A 13,410-nucleotide genomic window follows, 5' to 3' on the forward strand; every position below is an offset into this window, starting at 1 on the left:
GCGGCTAGTTCTTAAGTCAGAAATTCATTAATTCATTCAATTCCGTTTGCTTTGTTTTCTCTGGCATAATCTTCAGTGATTGGAAAAAATCCATTCTTTCTGATAATAGACTGTCCATCGTCTGACAATTCAAAAAGTAAAAATTCTCTGATCATTTCAGCAGGTACGCCATTGAAGTACTGATACAGTGGTCGCACCAGTGGATAATCACCATTAGTAATGGCATTTGACTCATACGGGGAGTATGAAATATCTTCACCTTCAGTGTACAAATACATGGCCCAAATTGAATTGTTCGGTTTACCATTCCAGTCGGTGATAAATCCAACACCAACATAACCTAAACCATACGGATCATTTTCAACTGCAGTTAGAATTTCTTGATTTGAACTCATTTGTTGTATGGCTTCATCAAAACCTTCATCTCGTACAAATCTGTTCTCAAGAAAACGATAGGTACCTGAATTTTGATTTCTTCCATAGATGTTGATTGGATGATCTTCACCTCCTAGTTCTTTCCAATTTGTAATGTCACCGCTCAAAATTCCTTTCAATTGCAAGGTGGATAAACTATCTACTTTATTTTGTGGATGCGCAATAAAAGCTACTGCATCCATTGCTATAATTGCTTGCACTGGATTTACGCCGTTTTGCATTGCACTGATTCTTTCGTCATCACTCATTTTACGTGAACTGTTTGCAATACTTGTTTCATTTGCAATCAATGCTTCGATTCCTTTGGATGATCCTTCACCGGTCACGTCAAAATCTACATCGTGATTTTCTTTAAACTCATCGCTCAATTCTTTTACCAATAAAAACTCTGTGTCAGATCCTTTAATGATTATATTTTCTCTGGTAATTTCTTCATTTAAATTTCCTTCTGTTTTGCAACTATTCAGCATTAGCATGGCTACACCAAAATAAATAATATGCGTTTTCATGGGTACTAGATATATGTTTTTTTATTCATGTTTTAATTCATTATCTCAACAAGACAACATGACCTGTGCGAGTATGTCTTTTATCTGACATGGTTTCTTTGAAATCAATTTTCCAAACGTAAACATCGTCCTGAACAAGACCTTGATCAGAATAAGTTCCATTCCAGCCTACGGTGGCATTAAATGATTCAAATATTAATTCACCCCACCGGTTAAAAATCATCAAATGATAATCATACGGGTCAAAACCTGAAGTGAAAACGGGTTGAAATATCTCGTTGTATTCATCGCCATCCGGTGTAAATGCATTGGGTACATAAAAAATTATTTGATCTTGGATTTGAATAATACTCTGTGCTGTGTCCTCACAAACTGAATTGCTGACAATGAGTGTGACGATATAATTACTTCCCGGAGTTCCGGAATAACTATGTGAAGGATTTTCGTCTGAACTTTGTGTACCGTCACCAAATGACCAATGGTATGATGTGGCGCCGATAGAGTTATTGTCAAAGATGACTTCTGAATTCAGCATGTCCGGCTGTTGCGGATTGTAGGTGAAAGTAGCAACCAGTGTATCAAAAACATCAATGTAATTGGTATATAAAACCAGCGCATTGCAGCCGTTGTCATCTGTGTAAGATAAGCTTACATCATATTGTCCGGATGTTGTGTATTGTGTTGTTCCATTCATTCCGATGCCAGAATTACCATTTCCAAAATTCCAAAAAAATGTTCCTGATGATGATGTATTGGAGACAGAAAAATTTACAATCAATGGGGCACATCCGGCGTTCACATCAGCATTGAAATTTGGTTGTGGATTAGGGTTTACAATAACACTTACACCATCGCTTGCTTCGCATCCTGCTATTGAAGTTCCTGTTACAGTGAATGTGTAAGTGCCGGGCAGAAGTATTACTGAAACGCCATTCATCATTCCTTGATCCCATGAATAAAAATCAGCACCTGAAGCGTTCAATGTGACCGGTATATCTTCACAGACAGAAATATCATTACCTGCATCAATTGTTGGAAGCGGAATTACAAGAATATTGGTTATCCAAATACTATCACATCCTGAAATACTGGTAAATGTGGATTGATACTGCTCATCTGATATAATATTAAAATGAATGGTGCCATCAGGAAAAGTATAATTTTCACCCATGCACAAAGAAATATTTTCTGTTTGCTGATAAATTGGGTTCACTGAAATTTGACTTGTAATCAATGAATCACACCCGTTGATGGATGCAAGAACGGAAGTCTGTGTAGTAAAACCGCTAATAATTTGTGTTGTTCCGTCAGGAAAAGTGTAAGACGAATTTTCACACACTGTTACGTTCACCAAAGTATTTGAAGATGGAATCATGGTAACTTGTGTTGTGATCACGCTGTCACAGCCGGCTGTGGTGAATAAGTTTGATATATAGGTTGTATTACTAGTGATTGTTTGAATTGTTCCATCCGGGAACTGATGATTTTCTCCTTCACAAATAGTTAAAAATTCTGTATTTGTAAAAGAAGAATTCACTAAAATATTTGTTGTGACTAAACTATCACATCCTCCCATTGACATGAGAGTAGAAATATACGATTCATTGATGGTGATATTCGTGTGAACTGTTCCGTCAGCAAATGTATAATCAGATCCGGAACAAATATTTACGGTTTCACTAGTTGAAAATCCTGAAGTAACAAACAGATTTGTTGCAATGATACTGTCACAACCGGAAAAGGTATTCAAGATGGAAAAATAAGTCTCATCAAGCAAAATATTTGTATGCGTTATTCCATCCGGAAAAGTATAATCAGTGCCTGTGCAAATTGTAACATCCACTGAAATATTTATTGTTGAGTTCACCGTAATAGTTAATGTAGTTGTGTTTGCGCATTGTCCTGCATCAGGTGTAAATGTATACAGTGTAGTAGTGGTATTGTCAAGAGCCGGTGACCAGCTTCCTGTGATTCCATTGTTTGAAGTTGTTGGCAAAGCAGCTAAGGCATCACCTGCACAAATTGGAGCCACAGCAGTGAAGGTTGGAGTGATTGATGAGTTTACAGTAATAGTTAATGTAGTTGTGTTTGCACACTGTCCTGCATCAGGTGTAAATGTATACAGTGTAGTGGTGGTGTTGTCAATTGCCGGAGACCAGCTTCCTGTGATTCCATTGTTTGATGTTGTTGGTAAAGCAGCTAAGGCATCACCTGCACAAATTGGAGTAACAGCAGTGAAGGTTGGAGTGACAGAAGAATTCACCGTAATAGTTAATGTAGTTGTGTTTGCGCATTGTCCTGCATCAGGTGTAAATGTATACAGTGTAGTAGTGGTATTGTCAAGAGCCGGTGACCAGCTTCCTGTGATTCCATTGTTTGAAGTTGTTGGTAAAGCAGCTAAGGCATCACCTGCACAAATTGGAGTAACAGCAGTGAAGGTTGGAGTGACAGAAGAATTCACCGTAATAGTTAATGTAGTTGTGCTTGCGCATTGTCCTGCATCAGGTGTAAATGTATACAGTGTAGTAGTGGTATTGTCAAGAGCCGGAGACCAGCTTCCGGTAATTCCATTGTTTGATGTTGTTGGTAAAGCAGCTAAGGCATCACCTGCACAAATTGGAGTAACGGCAGTGAAGGTTGGAGTGATTGATGAGTTTACAGTAATAGATAATGTAGTTGTGTTTGCGCATTGTCCTGCATCAGGTGTAAATGTATAAAGTGTAGTAGTGGTATTGTCAAGAGCCGGTGACCAGCTTCCGGTAATTCCATTGTTTGACGTAGTTGGCAAAGCGGCCAGTGCATCACCTGCACAAATTGGAGCAACAGCAGTGAAGGTTGGAGTGACAGATGCACCTAAACTATTCACAGTTGTGTTGGCAGACAATTCACATCCAGTTCCGTTTTGATCAATGATTGTAAAAGTGAAGTTGTCAGCACATAGTCCGGACGCGTTGTTAGTTCCTTGACCAGAACCGGGCGCCGGGCTCCATGACATAGTGTATAAACCTGAACCACCTGTAACGGTAGCTGCAATGGATCCATCACATGACCCTGCACACGTTTCATCAGTTGGGCTCAACGTGATAACCGGCGGATCGCAAGAAGCATTCATTGCTCCCACACAAGATGATTGAGATGGATTAAGTGAACCTGGCGATTGCTGAGTTGAAGCAGAACCATCAATCCATGATGTTTGATTAAAAAAATCACAGTCATCTGCAAAGTACACTTCTCCTGATGCGCTGCCTGAACCCATGTAAATATCTCCAAGAGAATTTGTAGGACCCCAGCCAACAGAAAAAACCGGAGTGGTGGTATTGGAAGGTTCATATATTTGAAAACCATCCGCCGTATTTGCCATGGAGATTGGAGTCCAACTACCACCGCTGATCCATCCCGTTGTTGCATATGATCCATCACTTGAACTTGGCAATGTGTTATGTCTGTCAAATAATGTTGATGAAATAGGAATGACTAGTGTGCAGTTACCGTCGGCCATAGAAATATCTTGCGCCGGCATGCTGCCATTAATATCTGCATCATTATAAATTACAATCAATGTACCCGCCGGAATGCATGACCAAAACGGATCATTAGCAAATCTGCATGCTCCTGAAGCAATACCTACTCCACTGGTAGGTGCTCCGTTCAGATATCCATTGTTATCATCAAAAATATAACCCTGCAGGTCAATGCATGTTGGCGTATCATCACAGTAAATAAGTGGTGGACCCGTAACCAGAAACTCCACATATTCTTTACTGCCTGAAGGTCCTTGAGAAACTTCATTAATGACAATATTCTGTGATCTGACTGAAAAACCTGAATGAATAAAAATGACAATGAAGATGAAAAACCCGGGGTTAAAAATCTTATTGATCTTACTATTTACATGAGAGTTCATGAGAATAAAAACTCAAATGGCACTCGGCATGGTTTCATCCGTATTATAGTGAGCATAAAGTCGGAATCAAGGATATCATGCAAAGCTCTGGGTCAAAAGTAGGAGAGCAAGTTCAGTAAAAAATTAAATTAAAATTATGTTTGCATCAATTAGACGAACAGCTTTTTTTTTAAGATTAAATCCTACTTTCCAAATCAAATACCACAAAAAAGGTATTGTCCAAACACCTTGCTTATTCTACTTTTGACTCGTTAATTTAAATTCAATCTAAATAAATACTTATGAATAGAACACTGGTCATCTTGGGATTCAGCACCATGGCATTGCTGTCTTGTAAAAAAGAAGGTTGTACTGATTCAACCGCTTTGAATTATAATGAAGAGGCAAAAAAAGACGACGGTTCATGTGAATATTTTCAACTCACTGTTCCAACCACTTATTCATTTACAGACGGAACGAATAACACCGTGAGTTATGGCGGTCAAACTGAAAGATTGGATCAGTTAACAGAAATGACCACGTATATGAAAACCGGAACAACCGGCGTGTTGACCTATCAGGCACTGACCGATATGTTTGCCAATACCGGCGGAAACGGAGGCGGAAATTTCAGCTTTACTTCAACAAAAAAATTAATGGATAAATGTCTCGCGGCAGATACATCATTATTTATTGATTACATGGATAGTCTTGCCATTGCCTCACAAGATTACGCATCTACCGCAACCGATGGACAAGCAGGAACACTTACAAGCGGAACTAGCACTTATTTATTTGCAGCGAATGGAATTGAGTACACACAATTAATTGAGAAAGGATTGATGGGGGCAGTTTTCATGTACCAATCAACTCAGGTATATTTTGGATCAGGAAAAATGAATGTTGACAATACAACCCCGGTTGATGCCGGTGCCGGAGAATATTATACTGAAATGGAACATCATTGGGATGAGGCGTTTGGATATTTTGGTGTGCCGGTAGATTTTCCAACCAATACAAGCGGTATTCGTTTCTGGGGAAAATATTGCAATAGCCGCAACGGAGATTTAGGATGCAACGCAGTTATGATGAATGGATTTTTACGTGGTCGTGCTGCTATATCGCAAGATGCATTAGATATTCGTGATGAAGAAATTTTAAACATCCGCAAAATGTGGGAAAAAATTTCTGCCCGTCAGGCATTGCAGTATTTAGAAGATGCCAAGAGTAATTTTGGTGTTGATAACGCATTATTTTTGCATGAGTTGTCAGAAGCTTACGCATTTATCATGTGTCTGAAATATGTACCGCTTGAAACTAGAGTGATTACCTATACTGAAATTGAAACATTGCTAGATACCCATATTGGAGCAGATTTTTGGCAGGTTACACAAGCTGATTTGACTAACGCCATTAATTCATTAAATAGTATTTACGGATTTTAAAAAAAAGTAAACTTATGTACCGAAGCAGTTTTCTGCTGATATTGACTGCAACAATATTTTCAGCGTGTAAAGACGATAACAAAACTGAATTCGACCGCAAAGCCATGTTGTCCAACATGGCTTCTGCTGTTATAATTCCGGCATTCACAGATTTGAATAATGCCTTAGCTTTGTTGATTACGCGCACAGATGAATTTAATTCAAATCCAAACACAACTACACTCACTGCGCTAAGACAACAATATGTTGAGTGTAATGTTTTTTATCAGCACTGCGCCATGTATAGTTTTGGACCTGCACAAGACTATGGTATCAAAGGTGCATTCAATACTTTTCCAACAGATACCACAAAAATTGAAGCCAATATTACAGCCGGCACTTACACGCTGGGTTCAGTTGCAAACACTACAGCTATTGGTTTTCCGGCTATTGACTATCTCTTGTATTTTGGTGGTGATGCATTTGTAATTGCTAATTTTTCTACTGATGCGCTTGCTTCCAACAGAAAAATTTATCTAACTGATTTGGTTACAAAAATGAAATCAGAATTACAACCTGTTCTTGATCAGTGGAACGGTGGATATAAAACAATATTTACATCTGCAGATGGAACTGATGTGAGCAGTTCTTGTTCATACCTGTTGAATGAATTTGTGAAAGATATTGAACTGGTGAAGAATGCAAAAATTGGAATTCCAAGCGGACAACAAACCGGTGGTGCTACCTTGCCTGCTTATGTGGAAGGTTATTATTCCGGATTATCTAACACTTTCGCCCTTGAAAATTTATACGGTCTTGAAACGTGCTTTGTTGGTGGAAATGGATTAGGATTTGATGATTACATCAGACATCAAGAAGGAGATGACGTCACCAATTCTTTGGCTGATCAAATTATTGCTCAATTTGATGTTTGTGAATCACTGGTAAATACGCTTGTTGATCCTTTGAGCGCAACAGTTGATACTGATTGGGCGTCGGTAAATAATGCATATCTCGAATTGAAAAAATTAGTCATTCTTACCAAAACTGATATGACCTCAGTACTTGGTTTATTAATCACTTATCAAGATAGTGACGGAGATTAAAAATTTACATGATCAACTAAAATGAATTCATTGTACGCATACCTTATTATTTTTCTCAGCGGAATATCTGCTTACGGACAATGTAATTTATATGGTGAAATTTACGGCGATAAACAAGTAGCAGTTCCTTATGTGAAAGTGAGTCTGGTTCCCAAAGATACTTCACAAATTTTTACAGTTCTGGCTGATGAATTCGGAAGATATAAGTTTGAAAATATTTCATGTGGCGTCTATCTGTTAAAGGCAGAATCGATGGGATATATAAGATTTGAAGATGAAGTTGTTATCAGCGAAAAATCACATGAAAAAAATATTTTTCTTGAGCCTGATCCTGAAGTTTTTGATCCGGTGACCATCGTGTATGAATCTCCGTTTGAATCACAGCGCATGTCATTACTTGATGGGACCACGCTCACCCACGGAAAAAAAACTCAGGTAGTAGATATAGATAAAATTCCTGCAAACGGAGCAACAAATAATGCACGTGAATTATATGCTACTGTCCCGGGTCTCAATATTTGGGAGAGTGACGGCGGAGGATTACAATTGGGCATTGGCGCAAGAGGACTGAGTCCAAACCGTACAGAACATTTTAATACCAGACAAAATGGGTATGACATCAGTGCAGATGCATTAGGTTATCCTGAATCATATTATACTCCACCTTCTGAAGCAATTCAATCAGTTCAGTTTATTCGCGGAGCGTCATCACTTCAATTCGGTCCGCAATTCGGTGGTATGGTCAATTTTAAATTGCGCCCTGCGAGTCAAAAACCATTTGAGTACAGAGGAAATCATACATACGGGGCATATCAACTCATGAATACGTTCAATTCATTTTCCGGAACGATTAGCCGAAGGTTTTCATATTTGTTCTATTACAATTACAAAGCCGGTGATGGATGGAGAGCCAACTCCGGTTTTTCTCAACACAACGCATTTGGACAAATCTCTTGGCATTTCAGTGAAAACATGTTTGTGAGCACAGAGTATACCTATATGCATTATTTGGCACAACAAGCAGGTGGATTAACTGACGCCATGTTTAAAAATGATCCGCGTCAATCAATTCGAGAACGAAATTGGTTCAGCGTTGATTGGAGAATATTAGCCATAAATTACCATTGGAAAGTATCGCACAAAATGTTGTTGGATATTAAATTTTTCAAAGTTGACGCCAATAGGTATGCACTTGGAAACCTTGACAAAATTTCTCGACTTGATGATTATCTTGAACGTGATTTAATTGAAGGACTTTTCTCTAATATGGGTATTGAATTGCGCTTGGTCAATCATTATCCTGTTGGAAAAAAAATGAAAGGCTCCATTGCTTACGGCGCAAGATTTTATCAAGGACAAACCACAAACCGACAAGGACTTGCTGATTCAACCAATCAGGCTAATTTTAACTTTCTAAATTCGGATGAATTAGAAGGATCTGATTATACTTTTCCATCCATGAACGTGGCCGGTTATTTTGAAAATATGCTTCAGCTTACTGATCACTTTTGGATTTCAGCCGGATTCAGATATGAGTACATTGATACCAAAGCAGCAGGCACGTATCGTGAAACGGTATATCATCCTCTCACCAATGAATTATTGTTTGATTCTGTTTACCATGAAAACAAATCAAATTGCAGATCTATCCTCTTGGGCGGAATAGGTTTTACTTGGAAAAAATTCAGAGACGCAGAAATTTATGGAAACATAGCACAGAATTATCGTGGAATTAATTTCTCAGATATTCGTGTAATCAATCCAAACATACAAGTTGATCCGGCAATGCAAGATGAAAAGGGATTTAATGCTGATCTTGGTATCAGGGCTACTGCTAAAAATCTAAGTTTTGACATGAGTGGATTTTTTCTTTTTTACAATAATAAAATTGGCATGATAGATAAAAAAATATCCGATTATGAATATGTACGATTTAGAACCAACGTCGGTAAAGCATACAGCACAGGGCTTGAACTTTTTGGCGAATACAAACTTGATTTGAAATCAATAAAAAATAAAAGTCAAGCGTTGAGTTTTTTTGCTAACGTTTCATTGGTTTATGCGCGATATGGTGAGAACGAGATCAGCGCGTATAGCAATAATTGGGTTGAGCTTGTGCCACCGGTAACAGCAAAAACCGGCATTCGTTATCAATTTGGAAGCTGGCGTTTTTCTTACTTATGTTCATTTGTTGCCAAACAATTTTCAGAAGCAACCAATGCAAGTTTTGATCCAGATGCCATAGCCGGAATCATACCTGCTTACTACGTGATGGATTATAACATGCACTATGAGTTGAACAAAAAAATAAATTTCAAAGCAGGAGTGAACAACCTAACCAATAATCACTATTTCACACGTCGTGCAACCGGATACCCCGGCCCCGGCATTATACCGTCAGATGGGATAAGTTTTTATTTTACTGTTGGGGTGGTTTTTTAGGGCATTGTTTTCCTCTCTCCTCTTTCCTCTCTCCGCAAGAGAGAGGAAGTAGCGTTAGTTCAGACATTTCGCAAACCCTTGCGCCGTGGCTTTCCCCCTCTGGAGGGGGATTAAGGGGGAGGAAAATGAAGTGACGTTAGTTCGAACATTCCGTAAACCCTTGCGCCGTGGCTTTCCCCCTCTGGAGGGGGATTAAGGGGGAGGAAAAAGAAGTGATGTTAGTTCGAACATTCCGTAAACCCTTGCGCCGTGGCTTTCCCCTGGACCATACAAAGAAAACTGGAGGGTAAGTTAAGCTAAGCTGCATTGATTAGTTTTTCAAATTCTTTTATCGTAAGATATCCAAGAACAGAATGTCGTCTGTGTTGGTTGTAAAACCCTTCGATGTATTCAAATATAGCCATTTCTGCTTCTTTTTGGTTCATGTAAGTTTTGCCATAAACTTCTTCGGCTTTTAATGTCTTAAAAAAGCTCTCTGCAACTGCGTTGTCCCAACAGTTTCCTTTTCTACTCATGCTTCTTTCTATTATTTTACTTTTGTTCAATAAATTTACAAACTCATCGCAGGCATATTGAACACCGCGGTCAGAATGAAAAAGTAATTTTTCTTTTATCGGCCGGTTCCTAGTAGCCATTATCCATGCACGAATGATAGTTTCTTCAGTTAACAACGTTCTGCTCATCGACCAACCAACAACTTTGCGGTCAAACAAATCAAGTATAACTGTCAAATACAACCATCCGTTTATTGTTCGGATGTACGTGATGTCTGACACCCAAACTTCATTTTTTCTGCTAACAATAAATTTTCTGTCCAGCTTGTTTGGAACAATTCTATAATTATGTTTGCTATCAGTTGTTGCCTTGAATTTTAATTTTTTTCTGGCTACTAAACCCATTGATTTCATTAATGTTGCTACGGTTGGTTTGCTTATTTTGGTTCCATTTGAATTTAACTCAATTGTCAATCGAGGACTTCCATAACGCCCCTTAAAATGAGAAAATGTTTCTTTTACTCTTTGTCTAATTGGTTGCTGCCGCTGTATTACTTTTCCATCTGGATTCTTTTTCCAAATGTAAAATGACGCCACACTTAGTTTAAACATCCTGCACATCTTCTCAACTGAAAATTCTTGTTTATTCATATCTATGAATTTGTAGATTTCCCGTCTTTCCTGGAGAAGATGTGAACGGCCTTTTTTAAAATGTCCCTTTCTTCTGTTACGTCTGCAAGCTTCCGTTTGAGCGCCAAAATCTCTGCTTCATGTTCGGTCAATTTTAATTTTCCATTTCCCGGAAAACTTCCAGCAGAATATTTTTGATGTTCTTTTATCCAGCGGTGCAAGCTGTTGTCATTGACTCCGTATTCACGACTAACCTCTGCTACATTTCCTTTCGCAAGGCACAATTCAACCATTTTAATTTTAAAGTCTCGGCTGTAAGACCTTCTTTCTCGTTTCATAATGTTAAGTTATTTATTTAAAAAATATACTTAACTTACCCTATAGAATATTTTAGATGATCCACCCCCTCTGGAGGGGGATTAAGGGGGAGGAAAAAGAAGTGACGTTAGTTCGAACATTTCGGAAACCCTTGCGCCGTGGCTTTCCCCCTTTCCTCACTCCTCTTTCCTCTCTCCTCTCTCCGCAAGAGAGTCTTATAATAGAAAATGTTTTTACTGATGACGAACTGGAGGGCGATTTTTAGTGATTAATTCAAGTTTGTATAAATACAAACTAAAGAATTAAAAAATACCCTGTGACAAAGATTTCTAATGGTATTATATTTTTGTTGTATGGAAAAATTTGAGTATTTTCGGCAATGATCGAGTATATAAATTTATTGGATTAATATGAAAACAATTATTACATTATTTCTTTGGTTAACATTTTCATTAAATGGTTTTTCGCAGATGGTATTTTCTGATCCGGTTAAATTTAATGAGCGTACTTCATCATACATTGGAATGGATGATGATTATTGTTATTTTGTTACAGCTCAGCCGCTGGGGTATGGCGCGGAATCGAAAAAGTACCTTAAGGTAAATGCAAAAACAGGCGATGCACTAGTTATTGACGACATAGAAACAGAATTTGAAGGTAAAAATGGTAGATTAATTTCAGCAAAAATTGTTGATGGAGAGTTAATCGAAATATATTCTGTTGCTCAGGGAAACATCACTACAAAATCAAAGATATATTTTGTTAAGAGAGATCCTTCAAATTTTTCTCTGAAAGGAAATCCGAAATTTATTAAGGAGAATTATATCTTTAGCTCAGAGTTGATGCCAAGTATTAAGGTGCTTTTTGACAACAATGGGTTTTATCTTGTTGGTCAACAACCAGGCAAAAAAGGTGATGCATTTTTGACTCGATTCGACTATGCATTTAATGAATTGTGGAGCGAGGATCATACACAGTTTTACCCTGAATCAGGTCAGGTAGTATCGGATGTTTATCTTGACCCAAAAAATTCTGCACTTATTTATATACTCAATTTGAAAAAAGCAGAAGATATTAATTTTTTTAAGTACATGATATCCAAAGAAAAATTGGTTAATAGTGTGATTACTGGTATTCTGATTTATAACAATGAGGGTAATAAAAAGGCATATGTTCCAACTTTTAATGAATCTCTGGTATTTAGTATGGCAAAGTATTATTTCAATGATTCTGATAGCACTTTAACCGGTTATTTCATCACTCACCAAGCGGGCAGAGATGAAAGTTCAGTTGCGACTGGTATGGGGCTAGCAACTTATTATTGGGATTTAACTGATACGACAGTTACGAAAGTAACTTCACAAGTTCTCACTTTTATGGATGTACTTGGTGAAACGGGCAAAGTGCTTTTAGACAAAGCAGGAGTATCTTATCCAGATCTTAACACAATTAAATTTCCAAGAAATCGCGTTGTATCTGGATACGATTTTTTATCAACAGATTATTACGCCACAAAATCAGGAAAAGTTCTTTATGTAATAAAAGGACTTGGTGGTTTAACTACAGATTTTAATCGTAAAGAGGAAATAAACGAACAGTTATTCAGATGCAATTATTTGGTACTATTCGATGAGAAGGGTAACCTGCAATGGACATTATTCGATGATCATCTGCGTTCTGAAGAAAATCGCGTGATTGTTGATTCTGAAAATGAACAAATTGTCGTTGTTTATAAAGCGAATAGCTCGAATTACGTTGGAAATAAATACAATTTGAATCAGACAGACGTACAACCAGATATTTTCGGATATTCAGTAATTGATATGAGTACTGGCGAATATAAATTGAGAACTTCACTCGGACCAATCATCAAGAAACACGAATTCAATCGATTTTCAAAAATACATCAGAACAGTGGAAATTTATTATTTTCTATAAGCAAAGAAACGGGTTCAATTACTCCTGTTAGTTTCTCTGTAGTTAACATCCAGCAGTAGTCCGTTGAGATAGACTTTCCGTCCGTTACCGCCAATTTGGTGTTTCTTCACATCTCCTCCATCTCAGGATTTTCTGTAATTTGTTTGAGCGCTTCCATGAGTTTGATGGTTTCTGTCAGCGTTCGTCTGCAATATCTGATTTTATTGCGCTGTGGTAAAAGTAAGGTTAAGT

General features: G+C 37.8%; 7 protein-coding genes. 4 read left to right on the forward strand and 3 right to left on the reverse strand.

Going from position 1 to position 13,410, the window contains the following annotated elements; translation table 11 throughout:
• Window positions 1-32: 32 nt before the first annotated feature.
• The gene (locus tag IPH66_15830) at window positions 33-944 is read right to left on the reverse strand and encodes a PstS family phosphate ABC transporter substrate-binding protein (GenBank protein MBK7130812.1); all 912 of its coding nucleotides are present in this window, start codon (window positions 942-944) and stop codon (window positions 33-35) included.
• Window positions 945-984: 40 nt separating this feature from the next.
• On the reverse strand, window positions 985-4,848 hold the full coding sequence (locus IPH66_15835) for a gliding motility-associated C-terminal domain-containing protein (GenBank protein MBK7130813.1): 3,864 nt from the start codon (window positions 4,846-4,848) through the stop codon (window positions 985-987).
• A 281-nt stretch (window positions 4,849-5,129) separates the two neighbouring features.
• On the opposite strand from IPH66_15835, the gene IPH66_15840 reads away from it, so the two are divergent.
• From IPH66_15840 to IPH66_15850, 3 genes are read left to right on the forward strand one after another with little or no spacing between them, the layout of a single operon-like run.
• Window positions 5,130-6,272: a DUF4856 domain-containing protein gene (locus IPH66_15840; GenBank protein MBK7130814.1), complete on the forward strand. Its 1,143-nt coding sequence runs from the start codon at window positions 5,130-5,132 to the stop codon at window positions 6,270-6,272.
• Window positions 6,273-6,286: 14 nt separating this feature from the next.
• On the forward strand, window positions 6,287-7,357 hold the full coding sequence (locus IPH66_15845) for an imelysin family protein (protein MBK7130815.1): 1,071 nt from the start codon (window positions 6,287-6,289) through the stop codon (window positions 7,355-7,357).
• Between the two features lie 30 nt (window positions 7,358-7,387).
• The gene (locus tag IPH66_15850) at window positions 7,388-9,799 is read left to right on the forward strand and encodes a TonB-dependent receptor (protein MBK7130816.1); all 2,412 of its coding nucleotides are present in this window, start codon (window positions 7,388-7,390) and stop codon (window positions 9,797-9,799) included.
• Between the two features lie 296 nt (window positions 9,800-10,095).
• Here IPH66_15850 and IPH66_15855 read toward each other — a convergent pair.
• Window positions 10,096-11,261 (reverse strand): IS3 family transposase gene (locus IPH66_15855; protein MBK7130817.1). Its coding sequence is split into 2 segments (ribosomal slippage): window positions 10,096-11,003 and window positions 11,003-11,261, totalling 1,167 coding nucleotides; the frame shifts between segments, so codons are not numbered across the junction.
• A 390-nt stretch (window positions 11,262-11,651) separates the two neighbouring features.
• Here IPH66_15855 and IPH66_15860 point away from each other — a divergent pair.
• Window positions 11,652-13,238: a hypothetical protein gene (locus IPH66_15860; GenBank protein MBK7130818.1), complete on the forward strand. Its 1,587-nt coding sequence runs from the start codon at window positions 11,652-11,654 to the stop codon at window positions 13,236-13,238.
• Window positions 13,239-13,410 lie beyond the last annotated feature (172 nt).

The organism is Crocinitomicaceae bacterium, assembly GCA_016708105.1.
Lineage (GTDB): Bacteria > Bacteroidota > Bacteroidia > Flavobacteriales_D > Crocinitomicaceae > JADJGJ01.